This is a genomic window from Rhodococcus sp. 105337 (genome assembly GCF_012844225.1).
GTDB lineage: Bacteria > Actinomycetota > Actinomycetes > Mycobacteriales > Mycobacteriaceae > Rhodococcus.
Map to the genome: position 1 here is coordinate 102,300 of NZ_JABAGQ010000010.1, position 25,551 is coordinate 127,850.

Here is a 25,551-nt window from a genome sequence, read left to right on the forward strand (position 1 = left end):
GGTGTGAGTAGCCCCGGTCATCGGTCCGTGTTCCGTCCTCTCATTCGATTCACCACTCCGGTGATGAACGTCGATACCGCGTCCAGGTCTTTGACGTACGCCCAGTAGTCGGGATGTACACCGGTCAGCGCATCGACTGCCCGGTCGATTCGATTCAGCTGGGCGTCGAGGACGGATCCCCATTCTGCTGTGAGTCCACGCTGTACCGCGAGGTGTTGTGCATCACGCAGCCGGAACCGCACGTCACGGACCTTCGACTCCGGGTTTTCCTTGACGGCTCGCAGCGTGGCGAGCCGGTCGGTCACCGCATCGACGAGTTCTTCGGCCCGCGCGAGCTCCGCGCGCACCACACCGGCCTGGGCGAGCGCTTCTTCGGGGCGTCCTGCGGCGAGGGACGCGCGGGCGACGTCGAGTTCCTCGGCGGCGCGCTCGAGCAGAAGAAGGGCTTGTTGTTCGTTGTCGGACAGATCCGCCGAACTGGCGGCGTTGAATTCGCGCAGCAGGGCGGAGTAGGCCGGTGCGAGACCTTCCGACCGAGTGCGTACTGCGCCGAGCCGGGTGGTGACGGAGGCGAGGGTGTTGCGTGCCTCGGCCTGCCGTCCCGGTGCCTCCGCGAGCGCTTCACGAAACGCCGCGGTTGCTTCCTCCACCTGGTGGGCGGCGGTACGCACCGCACCCGCACCGGTCGCGGCACCGAGGGTGTGGAGTGCGCGTTGCACCGCGTCGGTGGTCGCGCGGACGGACGGGTACTCGGCGAACGCGCTGTTCGCGGGTGTGTCCAGCGCTCCGAGGGCGTCGCGGGCATCGGCGCTCACCCGGGCGGCCAGCTGGGGTGCGGTCTGCGCGACCGTGACCGCGTGCTCGAGATGACCGCGGTAGCGCTCGTAGAACTCGTCCAGAGTTCTTGCGGCGTCCGCAATCTGGTGGATCACCTGCTCGTAGGCTGCGGCAGGGGCCAGCTCTTCCTCGGGTTCGGTGCGAGCGAGTTGCAGATACGCCTCGGCTGCCTGGTAGCACTTCTGCCGGATCGGTTCCCACCTGCGGAGCAGGTCCCGTTCCGGCGCGACCTCGTGGGAGGCGATGACGCCGGCCTCTGCGATGGACTGTCGCTTGTCCATGTCGAGGAACGCGGCCACCATCGCGTCATGGGCGCGGAGGGCCGCGGGATCATCGGTGCGCCCGCCGCCGAAGAGGCGGCGCGTCCATCGGCTCGCCACAAGACCGAATGGTACTGCTCGCCCGGCCCGCGCCTGTCGACTCGACCTCCCGGGACCCCGTACGGGGGCCTCGGCTGGGCATTCGGGGCGTGACCCGGCACGGAGTCGGCATAGTGGGTAGGGGCGCACCTCACAGAGACCTATTACTGTGGGGGCATACGCGCACACTGGGCGTGCCCTTCCGGTACGTCGACCGTAGGAACGATCGAAAGGACCCCGCATGGGCGTCAGCTTGACCAAGGGTGGCAACGTTTCGCTCACCAAGGAAGCGCCGAACCTCACGGCTGTGGCCGTCGGCCTCGGCTGGGACGTGCGTACCACCACCGGTACCGACTTCGACCTCGACGCCAGTGCGATCGCTACGGGTGCCGACAAGAAGGTCGTCTCCGACCAGCACTTCGTGTTCTTCAACAACATGAAGTCGCCCGACGGCTCCATCGAGCACGCCGGCGACAACCGCACCGGTGAGGGCGAGGGCGACGACGAGGTCATCAACGTCGACCTGTCCGCCGTGCCGGCGAACATCGAGTCCATCTTCTTCCCCGTCTCGATCTACGACGGTGAGACCCGCAGCCAGTCGTTCGGCCAGGTTCGCAACGCGTACATCCGCGTCGTCGACCGCGCCAACGGCTCCGAGCTGGCCCGTTACGACCTCTCCGAGGATGCGTCCACCGAGACCGCGATGGTCTTCGGTGAGCTGTACCGCAACGGTGCCGAGTGGAAGTTCCGGGCCATCGGCCAGGGCTACGCCTCGGGCCTGTCGGGCATTGCGCGCGATTACGGTGTCAACGTCTAGTTCGATCAGTCGTGATCCGGTCCCGGCCGTGCCGGGGCCGGATCGACGCTCTCCGGAGCCTGCAGTAACCACCCTGCACCGCCCCTGACTTCTACTCAGAAAGGCCACGCTTCGTGGTTCTGCGAATATTCGGCCCGTCGCTGGCCGTCACCGTCATCTCTCTTGTGGTGGCGTTTCTCTACGGTGGCCCCCAGGCTCTGTTCCTCTGTGTGATCCTCGGCATCCTCGAAGTCTCGCTCTCGTTCGACAACGCGGTCATCAACGCGACCGTCCTGCGCCGGATGAGCGAGTTCTGGCAGAAGATCTTCCTCACCGTCGGCATCCTCATCGCCGTCTTCGGCATGCGTCTGGTGTTCCCGCTGCTCATCGTGTGGGTGGCATCCGGGCTCGGTCCGATCGCGGCACTCGATCTTGCGCTCAATCCGCCGGAGGACGGGGCCGCATACTTCCCCGACGGCAGCGCGAGCTACGAGACGCTGATCACCGACGCGCACCCCCAGATCGCTGCGTTCGGCGGCATGTTCCTGCTGATGCTGTTCCTGCACTTCATGCTCGAAGAGCGTGAGATCAAGTGGCTGAAGTGGCTCGAAGTTCCGCTCGCGAAGGCAGGCAAGCTCGACCAGCTCGAGGTTGTCGTCGCCACCGCACTGCTGCTGATCACCGCCACCGTCATCGCACCCGACGACAAGGTGTCGACGGTGATGATCGCCGGTGCGCTCGGCATGATCACCTACATCGCGGTCAACGGTCTCGGCGAGATGTTCCATGTCCCGGAAGAAGACGAAGTACCCACCGGTGGGCCGAGCGGACTGGCCAAGGCCACCGGTAAGGCCGGGTTCTTCCTGTTCCTCTACCTCGAGGTCCTCGACGCTTCGTTCTCGTTCGACGGCGTCATCGGGGCGTTCGCGATCACGTCCGACCCGATCATCATCGCCCTGGGTCTGGGCTTCATCGGCGCGATGTTCGTCCGATCCATCACCATCTACCTCGTCCGCAAGGGCACGCTGAACGATTACGTGTATCTCGAGCACGGCGCCCACTGGGCGATCGGCGCACTCGCGTTGATCCTGCTGTACTCGATCGGCACGCACGTTCCCGAGGTGATCACCGGCCTGGTCGGTATCGCCCTGATCGGCGCAGCCTTCGCTTCGAGCGTCTACCGCAATCGCAACAACGCCAAGAAGGCGGACGCGGACGAAATAGTGTCCGCCTGAGCAGTCCGACAGTGAGTTCGACAGCGAAGGGAGCCTCCGACCCGGATTTCGGGAAGAGGGCTCCCTTCGCTGTTTCGTACCCCCAGTGCAGTCCGCACACCGCAGTTCCGACGAAAGGTAATCGTGGCCATCGACTACAGCAAGAAGCCTGAACAGAATTCGGGCGTCAACCTCAGCAAGATCAACCTCACGAAAGAGTCCCCGACGGTCAGCCTGTCCAAGGGCGGGTCCGCTCGGGGCGTCACGCGCGTCAACCTCGACTGGTCGCGCGGGGAGCAGAAGAAGGGCTTCCTCGCCAAGCTGACCGGCGCGAGCAACGGTGTCGACCTCGACCTCGGCTGCCTCTTCGAGCTTGCCGACGGGTCCAAGGGTGTCATCCAGGCTCTCGGCAACAGCTTCGGAGCGCTGAACACGCCGCCGTACATCCACCTCGACGGTGACGACCGCACCGGTTCGGTGGCGGGTGGCGAGAACATGCACATCAACCTCGAACGCCCCGAACTCTTCAAGCGCGTGCTGATCTTCGCGATGATCTACCAGGGCGCGCCCAACTGGGCCGCGGTCGACGGCGTGGTCACGCTGTCCCCGCCGTCCGGACCGCAGATCGAGGTCCGCCTCGATTCCCCCAACAACGGGGCACGCATCTGCGCCATCGCGATGATCGAGAACACCGGTCAGGGAGTCACCGTCAACCGCCTGGTGGAGTACATCGACGGCAGTCAGTCCGACCTCGACCGCAAGTACGGGTGGGGCATGAAGTGGCAGGCCGGCCGCAAGTAGCGGACGGACGGGGCAGGGGTGCGGCCACGGTCGCGTGGCCGCACCCCGCGGCTCTTCGACCTCCCGGTTCTATGGGTTCTGTCACACTGGACAGAGCACAAAACGCTGCGCTGTGAGGAGTGATCTGATGCGGGACGATCAACGACGCGAGTACGACGAGCAGGACTTGCGCGTCGGAGACCACAAGAACAGTGCCGCCGGCGTCACCGGCGTTGCGGTCGCGTTGAAACGCTCGTTGCGGGAAATGGGCATAGTGCGCTCGGCCGAGACCCTTCTCCAGCTCAATCAGGAGGAGGGATTCGACTGCATGAGCTGCGCGTGGCCCGACCCGGAGCCGGGGCACCGGAAGACCGCGGAGTTCTGCGAGAACGGTGCCAAGGCGGTTGCCGAGGAGGCCACCCGCGACCGGGTCACTCCCGAGTTCTTCGCGCGGCACAGCATCGCCGATCTCTCCCAGCACAGTGAGCTCTGGCTGGGCAAGCAGGGACGCATCACGCACCCGATGGTCAAACGCCCCGGTGCCACCCATTACACACCGATCGACTGGGACGACGCCTACGCGCTCATCGGCGAGCAGCTGCGTTCACTCGACAGCCCCGACGAAGCCCTCTTCTACACCTCCGGCCGGGCCTCGAACGAGGCGGCGTTCGTGTACCAGTTGTTCGCCCGTGCATTCGGCACCAACAACCTGCCCGATTGCTCCAACATGTGCCACGAGTCCACCAGCATCGCGTTGCAGGAGTCGATCGGTATCGGCAAGGCCAGCGTCACGCTCGACGACGTCTACAACGCCGAGCTGATTGTTCTCCAGGGCCAGAATCCCGGCACCAATCATCCGCGCATGCTCACCGCACTCGAAGATGCCAAGCGCAACGGAGCAAAGATCCTCGCGATCAATCCGCTCCGCGAGGCGGGCCTGGTCAACTTCCGTAATCCGCAGACCCCGCGCGGTGTCGTCGGGCACGGCACGGACCTCGCCGACCTGCACCTGCCCATCGCGGTGAACGGCGACCTCGCGTTGATGCAGGGGATCGCGTCGTTGCTCGTCGAGTGGGATGCGATCGATCACGATTTCGTGCGGGAGTACACCGACGGTTTCGAGGACTGGAAGCGGCATGTCCAGAACGTCGACTGGGACGAGGTGATCTCGGCGACCGGGCTGTCGCGGCAACTGATCACCGAGGCGGCCCAGATGCTGCGGCGGTCGAAGGCCACGGTGTTCTGCTGGGCGATGGGTGTGACGCAGCATCGCAACGCCGTGGCGACCATCAAAGAAATCTGCAATGTCGCGTTCGCACAGGGGAACATCGGCCGACGGGGTGCCGGCCTCATGCCGGTGCGCGGCCATTCCAACGTGCAGGGCGACCGCACCATGGGCATCTGGGAGCGCCCGCCGCAGCACTTCCTCGACGCGCTCGAGAAGGAGTTCGGTTTCGACCCGCCGCGCGAATACGGCTTCGACACAGTCGATTCCATCCGCGCGATGCGGGACGGCAAGGCGAAGTTCTTCCTCGGCCTCGGAGGCAACTTCGTGCAATCCGCCCCCGACACGGTGGTCACGTCCGAAGCCATGTCCGGAATCGACATGACCGTCCACATCTCCACCAAGCTCAACCGGTCTCATCTGGTGTGCGGAGATACAGCGCTCATCCTGCCGACGCTCGGACGAACCGAGAAGGACGTGCAGGCATCCGGTCACCAGTTCGTCTCCGTCGAAGACACGGAATGCTCGGTGCACGCCTCCCGTGGTCCGCTCGAACCGGCCAGTGAGCATCTCCGGTCGGAGGTCTCGATCATCACGAGCATCGCCGAGGCGACGATCGGGGACCGTTACGGCATCGACTGGAAGGCGATGCGCGACGACTACGCGAACATCCGCTCGCGGATCGCGAGGGTGGTACCCGGATGCGAGGGGTACGAGGTCAATGTCCGGCGGCCCGGCGGATTCATCCTCCCGCACCCGCCGCGAGATACACGGACTTTCCAAACCGAGACGGGGAAAGCAGAATTCGCGGTGTCCCCGATCGAGGTCGTCCAGGTGCCCCCGGGGCATCTCCTCTTGCAGACGCTGCGCAGTCACGACCAGTTCAACACCACCATCTACGGGCTGAGCGACCGCTATCGCGGTATCGAGGGCGGTCGTCGTGTGGTGTTCATGCATCGTGAGGACATCGCCGCGGCGGGGCTCGACCCGGGCGACATCGTCGACCTTTTCACCCGGTGGGACGGTGACGAGCGGGTGCGCTGCGCCCATCGGTTCCGCGTCGTCGAGTACGACGTGCCGCGCGGGTCTGCGGCGGCCTACTACCCGGAGACCAACCCGTTGGTCCCTCTCGATTCCACTGCTCTCGAAAGCAATTGCCCGACCTACAAATCGGTCGTGATCTCGATTGCGCCCACGGGCACCCGCAGCAGCGAGTGCCCCGACGTGTGCAGCACTCAGGAAGTGGGATCCGACTGGTCGCACAAGACGCGCCCCCAGCCGGAGCATCTGTCGTAACGCTGCTGCACGTGGTGGTTCAGAGAATCCCCTCGCGGAGGAGCGTCTCCGCGTCCGCGAATGCGCGGGCGCGGCGGCGGATCGCCGGGGGGCCGGGGGGATTCCCGTTCCACTGATCGAAGAGCGTGCTCAGGCTCAGTACGAGGCGTTCCGGCGACTCCCACTCGCGCCACTGCCGGAATTCCGGGCTGCGCACGAGTTCTCGTGCCGCCTGCAGAGGTGAGAGGCCGGCCCTGTGCCGGTCACGACCCGCGTCGTTCACCCACGCCCAGTAATCGCGCAGCGCCCGGATCTCGGCGTGGCCGCACAGTGGCCCGTGGCCCGGAACGTAGGTTGCGGCGTCCCACGAGATCAGTCGCTCGAGTGCGGAGAACCAGTTCTCCATCGGCCCGTGCCACAGGATCGGCGTCGAACCGATGAAGAGCAGGTCGCCTGCGAACACGACACCGGCGTCGGGAACATGGGCGACGAGATCGCCGGCGGTGTGACACGGCCCGAGCCGTTCGAGTTCTATTCGGCGGTCGCCGATGTCGATGATGTCCCGCGTGTCGAAGGTGCGGTCGGGCAGGCGTGGGGTGCGACGGGGAAAGCGAGCGCCGCCGCGCACGCGGGCAACATACGCACCTGCGGCGCCGACCGGCCCCGGCAGTGCGCCGAGCACCCCGCCGATCCCCGCCAGCGCACCGAGCGCCGCTGGTGGAAGATCCTCGTGCATGCCGGCCAGGGCGGCACGGCTCGTCGTGATCCGCGTGGACGACGGCAGGGTGTCGTTGCCCCACCAGTGGTCACCGTCGCTGTGGGTATTGACGGCCTCGGTGATCGGAGCGTGCGCCACGAGAGGTTGCTGCACCTCCGCAACGCGCTTCGCCCACGCCGTGTCCCAGACGGTGTCCACAACCATCGACGCCGTACCCGGAGCGACGATCAGCCCGGTGTTGGCCTCGCCCCAACCTCCCGACGGACGCACGAAAGCCCATACCCCGTCGCCGATCTGTGTGAGTCCGCTCATCATCCGCCCCCGTCGCCGTCCCCTGCGTGCTCGCGGGGTCAGGTTACTCGCCGGGGTGCCGGGAGCGTTTCGAGGCGCGAGAGCCCGGGTAGCCGGTCGGAGCCGCGAGCCGGCCCCCGACCGACACAGAAGTCCGACCGACACAGAAGTCCGACCGACACAGAGGAATGCACTCGACAGGAGTCACCCCGCATGAAGCTCACTACCGTCCTCGCCACCGCCGCAGCGACCACTGTGACCACGGTCGTCGGTTCCATCGCTTCCCGCGAAACGGATTCCAAGTGGTACCGCAGGCTGCGCAAGCCCGGCATCCAGCCTCCGGCTGCGGCATTCCCCGTGGTGTGGACGGCGCTCTACGCGGATATCGCGGCCACCTCGGCGGTCGCGATCGACTCGCTGACCGAACGCGGGGATCACGACGGCCGGCGCAAGTACGTCACTGCGCTCGGCGTCAACCTGGTGCTCAATGCGTCCTGGTCGTGGGTGTTCTTCGCGTGGCACCGGCTCGTTCCCGCGACGCTCGTGGCCGCTGCTCTGGCCGCGAGTACGGTCGACCTCACGCGCCGGACGGCGGCGGCGAACCCGGTGGCCGGGGCGGCGCTCGCTCCCTACGCCGGCTGGACGAGTTTCGCGACCGTGCTCTCCGGCCGGATCACGCAGCTCAATCGCTGATCGCGCTCACGCGCTCGGCGGACGGGCCCGCGTGAGGCCACCGCCCGCGTGGGCGATGATGGAACCATGCTCGAAACATCGGTGATCATCGGGATCGGCTCCATCTGCATCGGCTTCGTCTTCTTTCTTCTTGCGGCGACGGGAGCACGGTCGCGCTGGGACAGGAAGGTCACGATCACTTTGTTCGTGATCGCGATCGTGTTCATGACGATCATTCCGGTGATCGGTGCGGTCGGCTTCGCCGCCTGACCACCTTGTGTACCGAATCCGGCACGAGGCGCAGATCTAGGACCGAAGCCGACCGCAATCGTTTCTACCGTGACAGCATCGACGGAATCCGGAAACGAGGAGTGGTCATGAACCAGAGCACAGTCACCGGTGAACACGCGGACATCCTCGAGATGCTGGCCGAGCAGCGCGAGATGTTTCTCATCACCGTCCGCGGAATCGACGACGAGCAGGCCCGCACGCGCTCGACCGCGAGCGAGCTGACGCTGGGTGGCCTCGTCAAGCACGTCGCGAACACCGAGCGGTCCTGGATCGAGACGATTCGTGAGATGGACGAAAACGCCGAGGTCACGGACATGGATGCGCAGATGGAGCAGTACTTCATGCGCGACGACGAGTCCCTCGCCGACCTGCTCGAGAACTACCGCGCGATCGCGGATGCGACGGAGGAGTACGTCGCGACACTCGACCTGAACCGACAGGTGCCGCTTCCCATTGCTCCGTGGACGCCTACACGGGAATGGATGAGTGCCCGCAAGATCCTCATCCACATCATTCGCGAGACCGCCCACCACAGCGGACACGCCGACATCATTCGTGAATCACTCGACGGCGCCAACACGACGCGACAGCGCGGCGAGGCGGCGGGCATGGAATTCGACTGATCGCCCCGCCCGCAGGACGACGGTTCGGTACGGGATGAGCGAGACGTTCGAGGACGCACTGGCGGAGCGACTGTCGACGGTCCTGGGCGCGTCGTGCGTGTTCACCGGCGTCGAACGGCTCACCGGCGGGGCCAGCCGCGAGACCTGGTCGCTGACGACGAAGTCCGATCCCGCGGTGCCACCCGAACTGATCCTGCGCCGCGACCCGCCGGGCCGAGAAGATCCCACCCGAATGTCCATGGAAGCAGCGGCTTTCGTGGAAGCGGGCAGAGCGGGAGTCCCAGTACCGGAGATCCTGGACAGCAGTGGCACCGAGCCGTCGCCGGGTATCGGCTCGTACCTGGTGATGTCACGACTGCCCGGCGAGGCGCTGCCCCAGCGTCTGCTGCGCGACGAGCGGTTCGGTTCCGTGCGACCGCGCCTACCGTACGACCTCGGGCGCGCGCTCGCCCGACTGCACCGGATGGACCCGGTGGCGGTGCCGGGCCTTCCGGACTACGACCCGATGGAGTTTCTGTTCGGCCAGTACACGCGGACCGGAGCTCCGTTGCCCGCTCTGGAGGCGGCGTTCTCCTGGCTGAGAGACAACCGGCCAACGGCCACACGGAAGTCGGTCGTGCACGGCGATTTCCGTAACGGAAACATCCTCGTCGACGAGGACGGCATCCGGGGGGTGCTGGACTGGGAGCTGGCGCACGTGGGCGACCCGATGGAAGATCTCGGCTGGCTGTGCACGAAGACATGGCGATTCGGGTCGCCGCACCCCGTCGGAGGATTCGGGTCGCGCGACGACCTGTTTCGCGGTTACGCCGAGGAATGCGGTGTCACACCGGATCCGGATGCGGTGCGCTGGTGGGAGGTCTTCGGGTCGCTGCGGTGGGCGGTCATCTGCCGGGTGCAGGCGATGCGTGCGGGCGAGGTCGGCGACAACACCCTCGAACTGCTGGCCATCGGCCGCCGCGTCGCGGAATGCGAACACGACCTGCTGGACCTGCTCGGTGTGCCGGCGAGTGCGACCGGTGACGTCGCACAGGCCGGTGACGATCGGGCAGACGAGTTGTTCGGCACTCCCCGCATCGGCGAGTTGCTGCGGGCGGTCCAGGATTTCGTCGTCGACGCGTCAGCAGGGGCCGACCCGCGGACCGTCTATCGCTCTCGTGTCGCCGCGCATGTTCTCGGTATCGCCGCGCGCGAGTCGGAGGTCGGATACGCGGTGCGAGAACAACTTCGCGCGCGGCTAGCGGCTCTCGGCTATCGCACGGAATCGGAACTCGCACTCGGCCTGCGTGCAGGTGACGTCACTCTGGGGGACACACCGGTCGGCTGCGTCATCCGAGATCTGGCAGAAACGCGGCTGAGGGTTGCCAACCCGCGGTATTGAGCGTCGGCGCGCTGTCTTCTCGGTGCACTTCCGGCGGACGACCCGCGTGCTCGGGCATAGGCTTGTCCGGTACCGATCCTCACCTCGAGAAAGGCTCGATTGTGCCGAAGCCTCCGGTTCCTGCCGCCGTTGCCGAGTTCCTTGCCCAGCCCAATTACGCCACCATCAGCACGCTGCGGGCCGACGGGCAACCGGTGTCGGTGCCCACCTGGTACATGTACGAGAACGGTCGCATTCTCGTGAACATGGACGAGGGACGAAAGCGGCTCGAATACCTGCGCCACGACCCGCGTGTGAGCCTGTCCGCGATGGATCCCCAGGACTGGATCACCCACGTCAGCATCCAGGGCCGGGTGGTGGAATTCGTCGACGATCCGGATCTGGCCGATATCGACCGCATCTCGACGCACTACACCGGCCGCCCCTACCACCAGCGCGACAGGCGGCGGGTGAGCGCGTGGATCGAGATCGATCATTGGCACGCGTGGGGACGACTCGCGAACGCCTGACCGGTCGCTATCGGGTCGGCGGATGCCGCCTGCACCGCCAGGAGGCTACTTTTCGCAGGCGATGCCGTCCCCGTCCCTGTCCAGGTGGGCTGCATACCCGGGTTCGCCTCTACGGATGGGAGCGGCACCTGCTGCCTTTACCTCGCCGCAGTTCTTGTACGACGCACTCGGTTGCGGCGGAGGCGTGTACTCCGTCGTGGGCGGAGGTGTGTACTCCGCGGTGGGCGGAGGCGTGTATTGCGTTGCCGGGGGCGGGGTGTACGCCGGGGCAGCCGGTGGCGTGTAGTCCGTTGTCGCGCTGGTTGTCGTTTCCACCTGAGGGACCAACGGCACCGGAGCGGGAGCCTCCGAGGTCGTGGTGGGCGCCGGGGTAGTCGTCCGGAGCGTTGTCGTCGTGGTGGGTCGCGCCGTCGTTGTGGTCTGAGCTGCCGAACTGGTCGTCGTAGACACGACCGAGGTGGAATCAGGCGCCGGTTGTTCCTCGCCTACGGCTGCTCCGAGGGCCAACAGCCCCACGAACCCTGCGCCGACCACCCACGGCCACTTCCGGCGCTTCTTTTCCTCGGCCGGCGGGTTGCCCCCTGGATCGACAGAACCGAAGACCTGGGTGGGAGTATCGCTACCTTTCGGCCTGGTTTGCTCCGTCCACCGTTCACCGTCCCAATAGCGGTCGACGGACGGGTCGAAGGGGTCGGGATGCCAGCCGGCAGGAGGATTCATAGTCGATCCGTTCTGAGGAAGTGTGTTCCGTCAGAACGTCGGGGATACCGGTCGGTTTGTTACACCGCAAGCAGGAGCGCCGCCCGTCAGATGACGCCGATCCGCTTCGCGGAGTTGCGCACCTGGAACGCCATCACGATCAGCAGCGCGCCGAACAGGATCGCGTAGATGCCGACGAGGAAGATCAGGCTGAGGATGCCTTCTCCGGGGAAGATGAGAAGGATCAGGCCGAACACCACCGCGAGGACCCCGGCGATCACCGACCAGACCCACCCGGATTCCGGGACCTTCCGGAATCGAAGGCCGCCGACGATGCCGGTGATGCCGTACAGGATGGCGTAGAAGGCGACCACGTACAGCAGGGCGAGCGCGGTGATCCCGGGCCAGACGAGAGCCACGATGCCGGCGACAACCGACACGACAGCCATCGCGAGCCACCACCCCCACCCGGCGAGCGACGCGCGGTCGCGTACCGCGTGGGCACCGAGCACCACCCCGTCGACGATCGCGTAGATCGCGAAGACGATGACCAGTGCCCACACCGTGATGTTCGGCCACGCGAGCGCGACGATGCCGAAGAGCACGGCGAGAATGCCGCGGATGAGGACTACCCACCAGATTTGCTTGAACAGCGACCTGAACGGGTCGGAGGGAGAAACAGGGTTCGCGGACATGGGAACTCCTCGTGATGACACCTCGAAGTCGTGATCTTGGTGTGCTCAGAATAGGCCCGCGGCAGTGGCCGTGACCCGAAAACGGCACCGCTGCATCGCGGGGGGGGTCCCTATGTTCTCGTCAACCCTTGAGGCTGCGAGTCAGGATGCCTGCTCGGGTTGCTGACGGGTCACCCTGACGAGGTGTGCGCGCAGGGCATCGGCAACGATTCCGGGATTCTCGAGCATCGGAATGTGCCCGACCCCGGGCAGGGTCACTTCCTCCACATGGTCGGGCAGTTCGTCGATCAGCCGCTGCATGCACTCGTTCCTGGTGAGGAAGGTGTCGAACTCGGACATGATCAACGTGGTCGGCGCGGTGACCCGGTCGAGGTGTGCGAGTGGTCCATCCCGGAGAAACGCCAGTTGGATCGGCAGGTAGATGGGGCAGTGTGAGACCGCGCGGAGTACGTTGGCCGCGTCTTCGGGAGTGACGGCAGCCGTGTCCTTGCTGCAGTTTCGGATGATCGGGCGCTGGAAGCGCTCACGAGTAGCGACGCGATCACCGAACACGCGTGCAACCGCCGCCAGCGGAAATTGTGCGGCGAAACCCATCCCGAGACGGAACTCGGTTACCGAGAATCGCTTCCACCCTCCGCTGGGATTGATCGCGACGAGGGATCTCGCACGTCCTCGCCGCTCGAGTTCGAAGCCCACCTGACCTCCCAGGGAGTTTCCCGCGACGTGGCAGGTGTCCCAGCCGAGGTCATCGAGTTCACGTTCGATTCCGTCGGCGATCCCACGAACACCCAGATCGCGCACACGCAGGCGTGGCCCGCGCCAGTGCCCAGGCATAGTCATCGCCAGGACGTCGTAGTTGCTCGAGAGGTCGTCGACGACGCCGTGCCACACATGATGCGAGAGGGTGAATCCGTGTAGCAATAGCACAGGCTCACCAGCTCCAGATCGGTTCGCAGTGGTCACCGAGTCCCCCCATCTCCCTGTTCATCCCCTTTTAGCAGACCGGCCTGGAGGAGTCCAAGACTCGGAGTTTGCGCTGCTCAGAGTTTCCATTGTCATGCAGCTTCCGCTGATACAGGAGCTCGGTAGAGCGCCTTGTTCTTGAGCATGGCGTGCAGGACGTCGCAGCGGCGGCGAGCGAGGCAGATCAGGGCGGCGTTGTGCTTCTTGCCCTCGGCGCGTTTGCGGTCGTAGTAGGCGCGGCTGGTCGGGTCGTGCAGGGCGGCGAACGCGGACAGGAACAGCGCGCGTTTGAGTTTCCGGTTGCCCGAGCGGGCGGGGTGTTCGCCGCGGATCGACGATCCGGATCGGTGGGTGACCGGCGCGATGCCGGCGTAGGCGGCGAGGTGGCCGGCCGTCGCGAAGCCCGAGCCGTCACCGATCTCGATGAGGATGCGTGCAGCGGTCCTGACGCCGATGCCGGGCATCGAGGTCAGGACCTGGGAAAGAGGGTGATCGTCGAGCATCCTCTCGACATCGACGGCGATGCTCCGACGTTGCTGCATAACCTCTTTCAGGGAGTCGGCGAGTTTGGGCAACACGATCTCGGCGGCTTTGCTTCCGGGCACCGTCACGGTCTGCGCGTCCAGGGCAGCGAAGACCTCCTCGGCCAGCCGGGCACCCATGCGCGGTGCGTGTTTGACCGCGAGAGTGGTGATCCGACGCTTGCCGGCCTGCCGGATCCCGGCCGGGCCACCGAAACGGGACAGGATTTCCAGGACGGCCGGATGCGCCACTCGGGGACCGAGTGCCCGTTCGAGGGCGGGGTGGATCCCGGTGAGCAGGCCGCGGATGCGGTTGCTGATCCTGGTGGCCTCGCCGGCGAGGTCGTCGTCGAACCCGACGAGCACTCCGAGTTCGGTCAGGGTCTCGTCGCCGACGTCGACCCGGCGCAGCGTGTGGGGCATGGTGCGGGCGGTATCCGCGATGATGAACGCATCGCGGGCATCGGTTTTCGCCTGCCCAGGGTAGAGGTCGGCGACACGGCGCATGGACAGCCCCGGTAGATAGGCGACGTCGTGGCCGCAGGCGCGGGCGACGGTGACCGGCAGCGCGCCGATGGTGTTCGGTTGGTCGACGACCACCAGGATCGGCCCGTGCGCGGCCAGGTCCGCGAACACAGCTCGCAGTCGGGCCTCGTCGTTCGGTAGCGCCTTGTCGAACAGTCGGGCGCCGGCGGCGTCCAGTCCGACCGCGTGGTGTTCGCCTTTGCCCACGTCGATGCCGCAAAACACGGCGTAACTCGTGTCCATGAAGCAGTCTTTCGTCCGGCTCAACCGGTCGCCGATCCAGCATCGATACCCGGCACCCACGTTACAAAGAGACCTACCTCGAACCCGGCGGCCCTGTCCCTATCAGCGGTCCATCGATGCCACCAGGCCCGGCGACACCACCCCCCGGATCATTGGAGAGACAGGGGAAGAAAGTCATACCGAACCCGGCGACCGTGGCCCCGCGGCGCGGGACTACGAAGAAGGTAACGGGGGGGGTGCGGCCCGTTCGCAGAAGGGTCGGTGGCATCGTGAAAACTGATGCGGCAGGATTCGCCGCCCCGACCCCCGGCGGACCTGCGACCGAAAGCGAGGCGAAGTACTGTGTGGCCCGATCATTGGCCGAAGACGACCCAGCGGATCGCGTCCGCGACCGATGCGGCTCTCGTTGCTGCGCGCGCCGGAGCGAGCGAGGTCTTCGGCGATGCACTCGACGATCTGGTCGGGCTGCCGTACGAGACGGTCACCGCGGTCCATGCCGGGATGATGCGGGAGTTGTTCGAAGAACTTCATCCCGACGGCCTGACGGGTGAGGACGTGCAGACCGTTCTCACGCGAGCCGTACGCGACGGTGTGCGATGGCTTCCGTCGATGCAGCCCGACGCGGTGGTCGCGGTGATCACCGGCGCTCTGGGGGTGCAGGACGTCGAGGCGACGGATCCTCGTATCGCGCCGGAGCAGTACCTCACCGCCGGGCTGTTGGTACTGACCGATCTGCTCGCCGCGCGGAAGGCGGCCCCCGGTCCCTGCCTGCGCCGGGCGATCGCGGAGATCGAACGGTCGGAAACGATGGAGATGCCCTGATCTCGCAGCGCCGGATGGGATCACGGCGTGCCGGCGATGCGGCTGCCGATCAGGAGAACGTCTGATCTTCGACGTTGCGTGCGATGCGCCGCAGCAGGCCCGTCAGTACCTCGAGTTCGTCCTCACTCAGCCCGTCCAGCATGAGCCGCTCGCTCTGCACCCGCCGCGGTAGTTCCGACTCGACCAGGGCACGGCCGGTATCGGTGAGGGACAACAGCACGACGCGTCCGTCCCGCTCGAGGCGAAGCCGTTCCACGAGTCCGAGTTTCGCGAGTCGCTCGGTGTGCTTGGTGGTGGACGCACCGGAAATGCCGGTGACCGAGGTGACTTCGCTGGCACGCAGCGGATGGGGGCTTCGCGCAAGTGCGCTGAGCACCTCGAATTCGGTGCGTCCGATGCCGCGCGGTTCGAGTTCCCGTTCGAGTCGGGTGAGGGCGAGTGCACCGATGCGCGTGATGCGGCCGATCACGTCGAGGGGTCGGAGATCGAGGTCGGGGTAGAGGTCTTCCCATGCGCGACGGACGCGGTCGACGTAGTCGGGGCGGTCGGAAGACGAGGGCATATGCGCATTCTAACGGCCGGAGCGAATCGCTTCGTAGATAATTTATCCCCAAAGTATTATCGTGGGGGGAATGCAGCGTTCCTCCTTCGACACGCGTGACAGTCGCGTGCAGCACTCGGTACGCGCGCTGGCCCATTCCGTCTCGCCGTCCGCTTGGCACGACGTGGTCGAAATGCGCCGCGCAGACCCGACTGTCGCGATCGCGATACGCGTCGGTCTCGCGACGCTCATCGCGCTCGTCGGTGGTGGATTGCTCGGATACAGCGAGGTCGCAGGTTTTGCGGCGCTCGGATCGCTGTGCTGTGCCTTCCTCCGCCACGAGCCGTACCCGCGGATGGCGGGAAAGCTCGCGTGTATCGGAGCGTGTGTCGTCGCATACACGTTCGCCGGTGCGGTGCTCGGCGTGCTCGGACTCTCGATATGGCTCCAGATCGCGGTGCTGTCGGTGGCGGCAGGACTGGCCTATCTATTCCTGTCCGCATTCAGGATGACGGGCCCGGGACCCGTCATCCTGATCTTCGCCGCCGCTGGCGCGGCAGGTTTCGCCCACACCGGTTCCGACGTGCGGATCGCCACCGCCGCGGCCGCGATGGGCGCACTGGTCGGCTGGATCGTCGCGCTGCTCCCGGCGCTCTGGAATCCACACGGGCCGGCGCGCGTCGCCGTGGCGCGTGCCCTCGCGGCGACCGCTGCTCTCGAGACCGAGGGTGAAGCAGCCGTGTCCGCCGCCCGCGTGGCGGCCGCGCGGGCGCGGGAAGTGATCGCGCTCGGCAGCCGCAGGGATTCACACACCGCCGAACTACTGGCACTCGTGGTCGCCGCGGAAGCAGTGATCGACAGCGGGCCACACGACACCTTCGCGGGACGCCGCGCCGACTTCGTCCGATTCGAGGCGGAACTGCGGAAGACGCGCCCCACCATCGATATTCCTCGCGAGGACATCTCGGCCGTGCCGGACCTCGAGCGCCCCCGGGGTTTCGTCCGTGAGGGAGCGCTGCTCCTGCGAGACCGGGCGCTGTTCATCGGCGCGTGCCGCGTCCTGGCAGCTTCGGCACTCGCGGGAGGCTTCGCGGCGGTCGTCGGGTTGGAGCATCCGCTGTGGGCGACGATGGGCGCGATGGCCGCCCTGCAGGGCGTCAATTACCGGCACACCGTCGCCCGTGCGATTCAACGTCTGCTCGGCAACGTCGTCGGGGCTCTCATCGCGGCGGCGGTGCTGGTACTCGATCTCGGTTATTGGCCGGTCGTCGCGGTCATCGTGCTGCTCCAGACGATCACCGAGTTGTTCGTCACCCGCAATTACGCCGTCGCAAGTATCTTCGTCACCGCAATGGCGCTGTTACTCACCGGAATCGGCGAACCACTCGGTGCCGATATCGCGCTCAGTCGAGTCGGGGACACCCTCATCGGCGTGGTGGTGGGTGTAGTCGTCGCCGCGGTGACCATCCACCGCGACGATCGACATCACCTGACTTCCTGATCAGGAGTGCGCTGCCTCGAACCGCTCGAGGATGTGCGACGGAATGCGGCCCCGCGAACTGACGTCGAACCCTTCGTTGCGGGCCCAGTGCCGGATCGCCGCCAGTTGTTCCGGGGAGCGGGTGGACGGAATGGTCTTGCGCTTGCGGGCCGCCCGTGGCCGGGACGGCTTGATCACCCGTTCCGTGACATCGGCGCGCGCGGCCGGTGTGCGTGCGCCGGGGGGCTTCTTCAGCCACGGACGTAGAACGGCCCAGAACTTGTCCGCGTTGGCCGGACGGAGGTCGATTTCGTACTCCACGTCGTCCACGGAGATCCGAAACGATTGCGCCAGACCATCGGCGATGGGTTGACCGTCGATGTCGTCGAAATACTCGACGCGCACTTTCTGCGCCACGCTATTCTCCTTGTCCCCGAAATGTTGCAAACGCGACGCTAGTTGTTACTCCCGGGTACGTACAACTCGCGCACATAAAGTGCGACTCGCTCGACGAGATGAGTGAAGAAATATTCGGGTTCCGTACCGACCACGATGTCGGCATCGGGTTCTCGTCCCCAGATTCCCGACCAGTCGGCGACCGTCGTGCCCCGAGTGATCCGCCCGTCGAGTTCGACATCGACGGTGGCGGGTCGTGTCACGAAGGGGACGGTGCCGAGTGCCACCGCCGCGGCGAACGGATCGTGCACGTGGGCGAGGTATCCCAGGTTCTGGTCTCGATGGAACTCCATGTAGAACCGCAACGCATCGGACAGGTGGCGTACGACAGGAACGGACGCCCGTGATCGCCGGCCGCGGGGATCGTCCGGCGACAAGTCTTCTCCGGGAACACTTCCCGCGAGCTCTGCGATCCGGGCGATGTGCGCGGGATGCATCTCGATCGACTCGGTCGTATCCAACGGGCAGAGCAGCGGACGCCGCTCGGGGGCGAGTCCCGCGAAGGCATCGAACACGACTTTCGCGGCCTCGGGATCGACCGCGACGTTCCACTCCGAAGTCGGCGTGGTGTTGCCCGGGTGATTGAAGCAACCTCCCATCACGACCAGTCGGCGGAGCCGGGTGAGAACACCGGGGTCGAGTCGCACAGCGAGAGCGAGGTTCGTCAGCGGTCCGGTGACGAGTCCGGTCAGTTCCCCGGGCCGCTCGCGCGTGAGTTCGACCCAGGCTTCGGCAGCGGAGCGTGCCGAGGGGTCGCGCGTCGGCGCAGGCAGTTCCGCGTAACCGACACCGCGGGGGCCGTGCGTATCCTCGGTCGTCATCAACGGCGCGACGAGGGGCACCGCCGATCCCACCGCGACTTCGATATCCGGGCGGCCGCACACCTCCAGCCACGCAAGGGTATTCGTCGCCACCTGGTGCACCGGGACATTTCCCGCGGTGCACAGGACTGTGGCGATCTCCGCCTCCGGGCTCGCCAGCAGGTACAGCAGGGCGAGGGCGTCGTCGATGCCGGTGTCGACATCGACGAGCAGTGGGATCGGTGCCCGGGCCGTATCTACCTCGTGTGCGCGCACGCGCTCATCTTGGCCCATCGCTTTCGGTGCCACCTCCGGGGGCGTCCCCGGTGAACGGGCTCACACCTGTACTTGCGAGAATCCGGGAATGCCGCAACGCCCGGAACGTGGATTCTTCACCGAAGCCGACGGTATCTACACGCCGACGAAATATGCGGCCAGTCCGTGGTCGGACACCATGCTCAACGGGCCGTGTGTGAGCGGGCTGATCGCCCGGGAACTCGAGAATGCGCACGCGCCGGACGGATTCGTGCCGGCGCGCTTCACTCTCGATCTGTTCGCACCGGTCCGCAACGAGCCGATCACCTTCACCACGACCCGGGTGCGGGACGGGAACCGGATTCGGGTCGCCGACGCAAGCCTGATCCAGGGCGGGAAGGTGTCCGCACGGGCAACGGTCGTGTACCTGCGGCGGTCGGAGCAGCCTCCGGGATCGGTCTGGACCCGCGACGAGCATCCGGAGCCACCACGGGAAGTACTCGATTCCCCTCCGGCCACGGACACCTACTCCTGGTACAGCAGTGACGGGCGGTGGTCGAGGGGGCGGTCGGAACACCAGAATGCGGATCGCAAACGCCTGTGGTCGAGGCAACTCCCGGTGATCGTCGGGGAAGAACAGTCGCCCTTCGTCAACACCGCGATGGTGGGTGAGGGAACGAGTTTCGTGACCAACTGGGGCGACAAGGGTGTGGGATTCATCAACGCCGACGTGACGCTGGCGTTGTCGCGCCTCCCCGAAGGCCTCGAAGTGGGTGTGGAGGCGGACAATCACATCGGCACCGACGGGGTCGCGGTGGGCACGGCCGTACTGTTCGACAGGCTCGGTCCGTTCGGGACCGGGGTGGTCACCGCGCTGGCCAATGCGCACCGGCAGGTCGACTTCGGCTGACCCGCTCAGCTTCGTCCGGTTCGGCGTCCGTCCCCATGATCGGGATTCCTGCCGGGCCCGTTGCGGCCGGGCGCGTTCCTCGGATCGGTGATCCGAGGACGAATGGCCGCGTTTGTCCGAAACAGGTGGACCGGGCTAGCCTTGATCCTCATGAAAAAACCGGCTGGCTTCATGGTCTCTGCGTTCACCGCTGTCACGATGGCCGTAGGTCTCCTCGTCGGTACGGCCACGTCCACTGCCCAGGCGCGCCCCGCTTCCGCCTGCGCGCCCCGCGTGGACGCCGCGGTCATGGCGGAAATAGCGGACATATCGGCAGCCGAGAACAACCGGACCCTGCAGGACGCTCGCGACAACGTCACCGAGATCGCCGAGCTGTGGGGTGACGCGGGAGACCCGCGCGGCGGATTCGCGGTCGTCTACAAGGAGATCCTCGACACCACCGTCCCCTCGATCGAGCGCGGCGACTACGACGATTCGCAATGGGCCGAGGACCTCGCCGTGGACTTCGTGCAGCGCTATCTGGCAGGCGTGCACGCGCATGCGACGGGCGCGCCGGTGCCCGCGCCGTGGGAGCTCTACTACCGGACCGCGACGGACTGCGAGCACTCCGGCGGTCGTGTGGCCACCAGCGGGATGAGCGCGCATCTGCTGCTCGACCTGCCCGCCGCGCTCGCCGCGGTCGATACCCCGGCTGAGCGGTGGGACGACTTCAACCGGTACGGCGAGGTCCTCGGCACGGCGACGCCGAACATCATCCGCGAGATCGAGGCCGACTACGGAACCGATCTCAGCGAACTCTTCTCGGTGTCGATCGTGGGCGACGTCATCGGGAGTGAGCGTGCCGCCGGGATCTTCTTCCAGACGGTGCGCGCGGTGGCATGGGCCAGCAGCCGGGCACTGATGTCCCCGGCCACGGAGGGCGCGGGCGAGGCCGCGATGTGGGCCGAGTGGCACGCCTCGGAGGTCGTTCTCGACACCGCGGAAGCCATCGGGATCTTCTGACCGGCCGAGCGCCGGCAGTGCGACCGCGGGGCGGTCACCCGAGGTGGGTCACCACGACCCGCACCGTCCCGTACACGGCGGTCCCCGCCGTGACGAGCGCGAAGATCGCGATCCAGATCCCGGCCGGTATCCGGGTGAGCCCCCGCAACTGATCGGCGTCCGAGCCGCGCCCGCGACCCTGCCGGTGGGTGCGTGCCAGTTCCAGAACCGGACGCGTCGCGCCGAGGAGCAGAATCCAGGTGATCAGATACGCGGCTGCGTAGCGGACCACGGGATCACCGAAGTAGGCGGCCGCACCGACCAGGGCGCCGGCGAGAACCACCGAGATGAACCCGTAGAGGTTGCGGATCAGCAGCAGCAGGACCGCGAGCGCTGCGAGGATCGACCACAGCACCGCGGCGGGACGATCGAGGGTCAGCAGCGTCGCGGCCGCGAAGCCCAGGACGGCGGGGCCGGTGTACCCGGCGAAGGTCGTCGCGATCATTCCGGGTCCGCGGGGGTTTCCGGAGGACACCATCACACCGGAGGTGTCGCTGTGCAGCCGGATCCCGGAGAGTTTCCGCCCGACGAGAGCGGCGACGAGCGCGTGGGAGCCCTCGTGCGCCTGCGTGATGACATGCCGGGTCTTGAGCCACAGCGGCCGCACCCACACCAGCGCAAGGGCGATGACCGCGGTACCGACCACCAGCCATGTCGGAGCCGGCTCATCGACCGTGGAGACGGCCTGCCACGCGGACTGCACCGCATTCGTGAAGGAATCGAGGGTGGACGCCACCGGTCACCTTTCCGTGTCGGGCCGCCGAGTGCGGCCCCGTCGAACTGTCGGGGAGGACGGACGCGTCATCGTACGGTGCGCGCGGAGGGCAATGCGCCCGTCGATAACCTGGGAGCCATGCTCAACCCTCGCACCACGCAGATCCGTGCGGGTATCGCCGATTCGTGGGCCGTCGGCCTCGGCCTCGTCCCCCTCGGACTCGCGTTCGGCGTGGTGCTCACGCAGGGCGGGTTCGAGTGGTGGTGGGCGCCGGTCTTCTCCACCGTGATCTACGCGGGGTCGATGGAGTTCCTCGCGATCGGTCTGATCGGCGCCGTGACGCCCCTTGCGTCGATCGCCGCCGCGACGCTGCTGGTCAATTTCCGTCATGTCTTCTACGGACTGTCGTTTCCGCTGCACCGGATCCGCAGTCGTATCGGACGGCTCTACGGCGTCTACGCGCTCACCGACGAGTCGTACGCGATCGTCGCGCCCAAGGCACGCGACGACCTGTCCGGCACCCGGATCCTCACCGTGCAAGTGGTGTGCCAGATCGTGTGGGTCGCGTCGGGCACGGTCGGTGCGCTGATAGGAGCGGTGCTGCCCGCCGGACTGGAGGGTCTCGAGTTCGCCCTCACCGCGTTGTTCGCGGTGCTCGCGATCGATGCGTTCCGTGCGAACCGGGACGTGCCCGCGCCCGTGATCGCACTGGTGTGCGGTCTCGTGGCGATGCTGGTCGCGAAAGAGCAGATGCTGGTGATCGGCCTGACGCTGTTCGTCGCGGCGCTGTTCGTCCGGTTCGTCTACCGGAATGCGACGACCCGTGCCTGACTCGGTGCCGGGTGCCGGATACGTATTCACCGCGTTGTTGGTGATGTTCGCGGTGACCGTGGCGCTGCGCGCGGCGCCTTTCGTGGCGTTGTCCGCTTTGCGGGACTCGGCCTTCGTCGGCTTTCTCGGCCGCACGATGCCCGCGGGGGTCATGGTGATCCTGGTGATGTACACACTGCGTGACGTCGGGCAGACGACGTGGCTGCCCGCGACCGTCGGCCTGGCGGGAACCGTCGCGGTGCACGTGTGGCGCCGCAACGCCGCTCTCAGCACGGTGGTGGGGACAGGTCTCTATCTGGTCGCGTCCACCGTGTGGGGCTGAGCCTCCTGCTGCGCCGCCGGTACGTCTTCGGACACTCCGGATTCTTCGGCCAGTGCCGGGCGGCGGCTGCGCGCCGCGATCACCGCGGCGACGAACACCGCGATGGCTGCGAGGCACTGCGACGTGCCGAGTACTTCGAGAAGGAGTTGTTCCACCCATCCTCGCGACGCCGCGTCGCGCAGCAGGTGGTTGGGCCCGGCGAGGAAGACCAGGGTGGCGGGGAGCAGGACGGGCCACCAGGAGCGATACCGGGGTGCGACGAGAAGCGGCACGAGGAACAGCGCGTACACCCAGTGATGGGTGACCGCGATGGGTGCGGCGAGCAGCGACGCGAGGCCGACGAGCGCGAGCGCCACCACGGGTTCGTCCGCGCGGAGGAAGCGGTAGGCGGCCCACGCGGTGGCGGCCACGATCAGCGCGGCGCCGGCCAGCCACAGGGCTTTGCTGAGGCCCTCGGACAAGTCGAATCGCGCGATGAGCCCGGTCAGTGCCTGATTCCGGAAGAATCCGGGGTCGCCCGCACGATCGGTCGCGAAGAATTCCTCGGTCCAGAAGAAGACGGTCGACTCGGGCCGCAGCCAGTAGCCGAACGCGACGGTCGCGATGAACGCGCCGAACGCGCGCGCTACCGACGGCAGATCCCGGCGCAGCAACAGGAGCAGGCCGAATGCTGCCGGAGTGACCTTGATCGCGGCGGCCAGGGCGATACCCACACCGCGGAAGCGCTTGGGGATGACCCCGAGGACGTCGGCGACGACGAGCGCCATCAGCACGATGTTGATCTGGCCGAACGCGAAGTTCGAGCGGAACGGTTCGAGGAAGAGGACGACACCGAGCGTGGCCGACGCGATCAGGCCGGCGTGACCGATGTCCAGGCGACGGTAGATCACCTGCAGCATCCACCACACGAGTGCGATGAGTCCGGCCGTCCACACCACCTGCAGCACGGCGTTGCTCACCAGAGCCATCGGAGCGAAGAGGAAGGCCGCGAACGGTGGGTAGATGAACCGGAACCCGGAATGACTGAAGAAGCCCTCGGTGTAGAGCGGTGTGTGGTGGAGGAAAGCCCAGCCGGCGTCGCGGAATACGTCGAGGTCCATGAGGTATTCGGTGGTCGCGTCACGCATATAGCCCCACACCGCCAGGACCGAGACCACGAGACCCACCGCGATCAACGCGGATTGCACAGGTCGGGAGCGGACTTCGGTCAACAGCACGGGCGGGTACCTCCGGGTCGGAAACAGATGTGGCTACGTTACACAATCGTTGTAATTTCCGTGGAGGGACGAGAAGCATGGTCCCGCAGCCGCTTTGGCATACCCTGTTCGCCGGCTTCTAAATGTGATCTCTCTCACGACTGAGACGTCCGGAGAATATTCAGCACTCTAGAAATAACGCTAGATAGGCGAATATTCTCCGGACGTGGGTCACGTCCCGCTGATCTCGTTCGGCGTGTGTGGAAGGGAACCGGTGCGAATGTCGCCGGAGGAGAGGTCCACCGCGTGGAGCGAGTCGGTCGCGGGATCGGTGACGAACGCGGTGCGTCCGCTCACCGAGAGCGCCGGTCGCGGCGTCTGCCAGTCCTCGGGTTCGGTCCACTGTGCGAGGACGTCCATGCGGCGGATCGTCTCCCCCGATTCCGGATCGAGCACGTGGAGGGCTCCGTCGGTGCCCAGTACGACCGCTTCACCGTCGGGGCCGCGGCCGAGCGAGCGGAAGGTGTAACTCGTGCCCAGGTCCACCAGCCGGATCTCGGCGGTACGGGTGTCTACGAGCGCAACGGTTTCGGGCCGTTCGAGGTCTGCATCCGGATCGGTCTTGTAGTCGCCCAGTACGACGGGGGAGGCCGGAGATCCGGCCTGGTTGCCGATACGGCCGTAGTCGTCAGGGCTCGTGGCTTTGGTAAAAGTGCCGTTACGGTAGATCATCATGCCGTCCTGGCACCCGAAGGCGATGGTCTCGCCCTCCGCTACGGCTTCGCCGTGTACGCCGGGGCATTCTTCGGTGCGGGCAATCTCGCGCCTGCTCGAATCGAGAAGTGCTATGCCCGTGCGAGAATCACTGTCTCCGAGCGTGACGAGAAGCGATCCGTCCGCGAGTGCGACCGCGACCCCGTGGTGTGCGTGTGGGGCGGTGTAGGACTCGGAGTCGGTAACGCCTTCTGTAGCAGCGAGACCGGAAGGATCGATCAACTCGGCCCGTCCGGTGGCGTCGTCGAACAGTGCTGTCGTACCCCCGTGGGCGACAACGTGTCCCGGTTTCCCGGCGGGGTAGACCGTCTCGGTGAGCGCGGCAGGGCCGGAGTAGTGGTGGCGGTGGTCGCCGTGGCGCTCCGACCAACTGCCGGTATCGAGCGCCCGGAACCCGCCCTCCGTGGAGATCATGACGTGGCGGCCGTCGCCTGCGGGGGCGAGCCGGGTGAATCCGCCGAGCGGGACGTCGTCCACCACGGTCAAGTTCGTTTCGTCGACGATCAGGACCCCGCCGTCGTAGGTGAGCGCGAGACGCGGTTCGGCGGCGGAGACCTCGGCCGGGGCCTGCTCGGGTCCGCTGCCGGGCTCCTGCGCAGGAGCGGGGGCAGGCGCCGAGCATCCGGCGGCCAGTGCGGCGGAGAGCGCGACCGTGAGCGCGATTCCGCGCGGAGAGGGAGTTTTCATGGGTACAGAAATATCCCGTAATGAAAATGGATGTCAAAGTCGGTTATGCGTACATCTGCATTCGGCTCTCTACGACACGCGCTAGAGCAACCCAGAAACAGCTG

Annotated in this window: 27 protein-coding genes; 15 read left to right on the top strand and 12 right to left on the bottom strand. The window is 66.5% G+C overall.

Going from position 1 to position 25,551, the window contains the following annotated elements; all coding sequences use genetic code 11:
• Nucleotides 1–17: 17 nt before the first annotated feature.
• Nucleotides 18–1,139 (bottom strand): hypothetical protein, encoded by a 1,122-nt coding sequence (locus HF886_RS16050; protein WP_169652881.1) that lies wholly within the window; start codon nt 1,137–1,139, stop codon nt 18–20.
• A gap of 298 nt (nt 1,140–1,437) precedes the next feature.
• Here HF886_RS16050 and HF886_RS16055 point away from each other — a divergent pair, with 298 nt between their 5' ends.
• The 4 genes from HF886_RS16055 (at nt 1,438) to HF886_RS16070 (ending at nt 6,507) form a co-directional block, all read left to right on the top strand.
• Nucleotides 1,438–2,013, top strand: coding sequence for a TerD family protein (locus HF886_RS16055; RefSeq protein WP_169623015.1), 576 nt, complete (start codon nt 1,438–1,440; stop codon nt 2,011–2,013).
• A 113-nt stretch (nt 2,014–2,126) separates the two neighbouring features.
• A complete protein-coding gene (locus HF886_RS16060) occupies nt 2,127–3,227 on the top strand; it encodes a DUF475 domain-containing protein (RefSeq protein ID WP_169652839.1) in 1,101 nt (366 codons plus the stop codon).
• Nucleotides 3,228–3,350: 123 nt separating this feature from the next.
• Complete coding sequence (locus HF886_RS16065) at nt 3,351–4,007, top strand: tellurium resistance protein (RefSeq protein WP_169623013.1); 657 nt, start codon at nt 3,351–3,353, stop codon at nt 4,005–4,007.
• A 124-nt stretch (nt 4,008–4,131) separates the two neighbouring features.
• The gene (locus HF886_RS16070) at nt 4,132–6,507 is read left to right on the top strand and encodes an FdhF/YdeP family oxidoreductase (RefSeq protein WP_277351052.1); all 2,376 of its coding nucleotides are present in this window, start codon (nt 4,132–4,134) and stop codon (nt 6,505–6,507) included.
• A 19-nt stretch (nt 6,508–6,526) separates the two neighbouring features.
• Here the strand turns inward: HF886_RS16070 and HF886_RS16075 are convergent, their stop codons facing one another.
• Nucleotides 6,527–7,516: an MBL fold metallo-hydrolase gene (locus HF886_RS16075; protein WP_169623011.1), complete on the bottom strand. Its 990-nt coding sequence runs from the start codon at nt 7,514–7,516 to the stop codon at nt 6,527–6,529.
• Between the two features lie 192 nt (nt 7,517–7,708).
• On the opposite strand from HF886_RS16075, the gene HF886_RS16080 reads away from it, so the two are divergent.
• The 5 genes from HF886_RS16080 to HF886_RS16100 all read left to right on the top strand — a co-directional run bounded on the left by HF886_RS16080 (nt 7,709) and on the right by HF886_RS16100 (nt 10,971).
• Nucleotides 7,709–8,188, top strand: a complete 480-nt coding sequence (locus HF886_RS16080) for a TspO/MBR family protein (protein ID WP_169652841.1) — start codon at nt 7,709–7,711, stop codon at nt 8,186–8,188.
• A gap of 66 nt (nt 8,189–8,254) precedes the next feature.
• The gene (locus HF886_RS16085; RefSeq protein ID WP_072700725.1) at nt 8,255–8,437 is read left to right on the top strand and encodes a hypothetical protein; all 183 of its coding nucleotides are present in this window, start codon (nt 8,255–8,257) and stop codon (nt 8,435–8,437) included.
• 107 nt (nt 8,438–8,544) lie between these two features.
• Nucleotides 8,545–9,081: a DinB family protein gene (locus HF886_RS16090; RefSeq protein WP_169652842.1), complete on the top strand. Its 537-nt coding sequence runs from the start codon at nt 8,545–8,547 to the stop codon at nt 9,079–9,081.
• Between the two features lie 34 nt (nt 9,082–9,115).
• Nucleotides 9,116–10,462: a phosphotransferase family protein gene (locus tag HF886_RS16095; protein ID WP_169652843.1), complete on the top strand. Its 1,347-nt coding sequence runs from the start codon at nt 9,116–9,118 to the stop codon at nt 10,460–10,462.
• Nucleotides 10,463–10,563: 101 nt separating this feature from the next.
• On the top strand, nt 10,564–10,971 hold the full coding sequence (locus HF886_RS16100; RefSeq protein ID WP_169623007.1) for a PPOX class F420-dependent oxidoreductase: 408 nt from the start codon (nt 10,564–10,566) through the stop codon (nt 10,969–10,971).
• Between the two features lie 45 nt (nt 10,972–11,016).
• Here the strand turns inward: HF886_RS16100 and HF886_RS16105 are convergent, their stop codons facing one another.
• The 4 genes from HF886_RS16105 to HF886_RS16120 all read right to left on the bottom strand — a co-directional run bounded on the left by HF886_RS16105 (nt 11,017) and on the right by HF886_RS16120 (nt 14,617).
• A complete protein-coding gene (locus tag HF886_RS16105) occupies nt 11,017–11,691 on the bottom strand; it encodes an excalibur calcium-binding domain-containing protein (protein WP_169652844.1) in 675 nt (224 codons plus the stop codon).
• 86 nt (nt 11,692–11,777) lie between these two features.
• Nucleotides 11,778–12,365, bottom strand: coding sequence for an HdeD family acid-resistance protein (locus HF886_RS16110; protein WP_169623004.1), 588 nt, complete (start codon nt 12,363–12,365; stop codon nt 11,778–11,780).
• 141 nt (nt 12,366–12,506) lie between these two features.
• Complete coding sequence (locus tag HF886_RS16115; RefSeq protein WP_229580827.1) at nt 12,507–13,292, bottom strand: alpha/beta hydrolase; 786 nt, start codon at nt 13,290–13,292, stop codon at nt 12,507–12,509.
• Between the two features lie 128 nt (nt 13,293–13,420).
• A complete protein-coding gene (locus tag HF886_RS16120; RefSeq protein ID WP_169623146.1) occupies nt 13,421–14,617 on the bottom strand; it encodes an IS110 family transposase in 1,197 nt (398 codons plus the stop codon).
• Nucleotides 14,618–14,959: 342 nt separating this feature from the next.
• Here HF886_RS16120 and HF886_RS16125 point away from each other — a divergent pair, with 342 nt between their 5' ends.
• Nucleotides 14,960–15,439 carry a hypothetical protein gene (locus tag HF886_RS16125; protein ID WP_169652845.1) on the top strand — a complete coding sequence of 160 codons (480 nt, stop codon included), beginning with the start codon at nt 14,960–14,962 and terminating at the stop codon, nt 15,437–15,439.
• A gap of 49 nt (nt 15,440–15,488) precedes the next feature.
• Here HF886_RS16125 and HF886_RS16130 read toward each other — a convergent pair whose 3' ends face one another.
• Entirely contained in the window at nt 15,489–16,001 is a 513-nt protein-coding gene (locus HF886_RS16130) for a MarR family transcriptional regulator (protein WP_169652846.1), read from the bottom strand.
• 70 nt (nt 16,002–16,071) lie between these two features.
• Between HF886_RS16130 and HF886_RS16135 the strand changes: the two genes are divergently transcribed.
• Nucleotides 16,072–17,481 (top strand): FUSC family protein, encoded by a 1,410-nt coding sequence (locus HF886_RS16135; protein WP_169652847.1) that lies wholly within the window; start codon nt 16,072–16,074, stop codon nt 17,479–17,481.
• Here HF886_RS16135 and HF886_RS16140 read toward each other — a convergent pair whose 3' ends face one another.
• Nucleotides 17,482–17,877, bottom strand: coding sequence for an Lsr2 family protein (locus tag HF886_RS16140; RefSeq protein ID WP_169652848.1), 396 nt, complete (start codon nt 17,875–17,877; stop codon nt 17,482–17,484). It lies immediately after the preceding gene.
• Between the two features lie 38 nt (nt 17,878–17,915).
• Nucleotides 17,916–18,992 (bottom strand): nucleoside hydrolase, encoded by a 1,077-nt coding sequence (locus HF886_RS16145; protein ID WP_346765386.1) that lies wholly within the window; start codon nt 18,990–18,992, stop codon nt 17,916–17,918.
• Nucleotides 18,993–19,080: 88 nt separating this feature from the next.
• Here HF886_RS16145 and HF886_RS16150 point away from each other — a divergent pair, with 88 nt between their 5' ends.
• Nucleotides 19,081–19,881 (top strand): acyl-CoA thioesterase domain-containing protein, encoded by an 801-nt coding sequence (locus HF886_RS16150; protein ID WP_169622918.1) that lies wholly within the window; start codon nt 19,081–19,083, stop codon nt 19,879–19,881.
• Nucleotides 19,882–20,031: 150 nt separating this feature from the next.
• Nucleotides 20,032–20,883, top strand: a complete 852-nt coding sequence (locus tag HF886_RS16155; RefSeq protein WP_169622919.1) for a DUF5995 family protein — start codon at nt 20,032–20,034, stop codon at nt 20,881–20,883.
• A gap of 34 nt (nt 20,884–20,917) precedes the next feature.
• Here HF886_RS16155 and HF886_RS16160 read toward each other — a convergent pair whose 3' ends face one another.
• Nucleotides 20,918–21,658, bottom strand: a complete 741-nt coding sequence (locus HF886_RS16160) for a M50 family metallopeptidase (protein ID WP_169652850.1) — start codon at nt 21,656–21,658, stop codon at nt 20,918–20,920.
• Between the two features lie 117 nt (nt 21,659–21,775).
• Between HF886_RS16160 and HF886_RS16165 the strand changes: the two genes are divergently transcribed.
• Nucleotides 21,776–22,468, top strand: a complete 693-nt coding sequence (locus tag HF886_RS16165; protein WP_169622921.1) for an AzlC family ABC transporter permease — start codon at nt 21,776–21,778, stop codon at nt 22,466–22,468.
• On the top strand, nt 22,461–22,790 hold the full coding sequence (locus HF886_RS16170) for an AzlD domain-containing protein (RefSeq protein WP_169622922.1): 330 nt from the start codon (nt 22,461–22,463) through the stop codon (nt 22,788–22,790). Before HF886_RS16165 ends, HF886_RS16170 begins: the two co-directional genes overlap by 8 nt.
• Here the strand turns inward: HF886_RS16170 and HF886_RS16175 are convergent.
• Together HF886_RS16175 and aztD are read right to left on the bottom strand one after the other, a co-directional pair.
• Nucleotides 22,760–24,007 (bottom strand): glycosyltransferase 87 family protein, encoded by a 1,248-nt coding sequence (locus HF886_RS16175; protein WP_169652851.1) that lies wholly within the window; start codon nt 24,005–24,007, stop codon nt 22,760–22,762. The two genes, HF886_RS16170 and HF886_RS16175, sit on opposite strands and share 31 nt — an antisense overlap.
• Nucleotides 24,008–24,217: 210 nt before the next feature.
• Nucleotides 24,218–25,447, bottom strand: a complete 1,230-nt coding sequence (gene aztD / locus HF886_RS16180; protein WP_169652852.1) for a zinc metallochaperone AztD — start codon at nt 25,445–25,447, stop codon at nt 24,218–24,220.
• Between the last annotated feature and the right edge of the window lie 104 nt (nt 25,448–25,551).

What these genes read in the sequence shown, in the direction of transcription:
- HF886_RS16050 (WP_169652881.1), bottom strand. Translation starts at nt 1,139, where the DNA reads ATGGTGGCCGCGTTCCTCGACATGGACAAGCGACAGTCCATCGCAGAG.
- HF886_RS16135 (WP_169652847.1), top strand. Translation starts at nt 16,072, where the DNA reads ATGCAGCGTTCCTCCTTCGACACGCGTGACAGTCGCGTGCAGCACTCG.
- HF886_RS16120 (WP_169623146.1), bottom strand. Translation starts at nt 14,617, where the DNA reads ATGGACACGAGTTACGCCGTGTTTTGCGGCATCGACGTGGGCAAAGGC.
- HF886_RS16090 (WP_169652842.1), top strand. Translation starts at nt 8,545, where the DNA reads ATGAACCAGAGCACAGTCACCGGTGAACACGCGGACATCCTCGAGATG.
- HF886_RS16055 (WP_169623015.1), top strand. Translation starts at nt 1,438, where the DNA reads ATGGGCGTCAGCTTGACCAAGGGTGGCAACGTTTCGCTCACCAAGGAA.
- HF886_RS16085 (WP_072700725.1), top strand. Translation starts at nt 8,255, where the DNA reads ATGCTCGAAACATCGGTGATCATCGGGATCGGCTCCATCTGCATCGGC.
- aztD (WP_169652852.1), bottom strand. Translation starts at nt 25,447, where the DNA reads ATGAAAACTCCCTCTCCGCGCGGAATCGCGCTCACGGTCGCGCTCTCC.
- HF886_RS16155 (WP_169622919.1), top strand. Translation starts at nt 20,032, where the DNA reads ATGAAAAAACCGGCTGGCTTCATGGTCTCTGCGTTCACCGCTGTCACG.
- HF886_RS16110 (WP_169623004.1), bottom strand. Translation starts at nt 12,365, where the DNA reads ATGTCCGCGAACCCTGTTTCTCCCTCCGACCCGTTCAGGTCGCTGTTC.
- HF886_RS16165 (WP_169622921.1), top strand. Translation starts at nt 21,776, where the DNA reads ATGCTCAACCCTCGCACCACGCAGATCCGTGCGGGTATCGCCGATTCG.
- HF886_RS16080 (WP_169652841.1), top strand. Translation starts at nt 7,709, where the DNA reads ATGAAGCTCACTACCGTCCTCGCCACCGCCGCAGCGACCACTGTGACC.
- HF886_RS16095 (WP_169652843.1), top strand. Translation starts at nt 9,116, where the DNA reads ATGAGCGAGACGTTCGAGGACGCACTGGCGGAGCGACTGTCGACGGTC.
- HF886_RS16075 (WP_169623011.1), bottom strand. Translation starts at nt 7,516, where the DNA reads ATGAGCGGACTCACACAGATCGGCGACGGGGTATGGGCTTTCGTGCGT.
- HF886_RS16130 (WP_169652846.1), bottom strand. Translation starts at nt 16,001, where the DNA reads ATGCCCTCGTCTTCCGACCGCCCCGACTACGTCGACCGCGTCCGTCGC.
- HF886_RS16105 (WP_169652844.1), bottom strand. Translation starts at nt 11,691, where the DNA reads ATGAATCCTCCTGCCGGCTGGCATCCCGACCCCTTCGACCCGTCCGTC.
- HF886_RS16150 (WP_169622918.1), top strand. Translation starts at nt 19,081, where the DNA reads ATGCCGCAACGCCCGGAACGTGGATTCTTCACCGAAGCCGACGGTATC.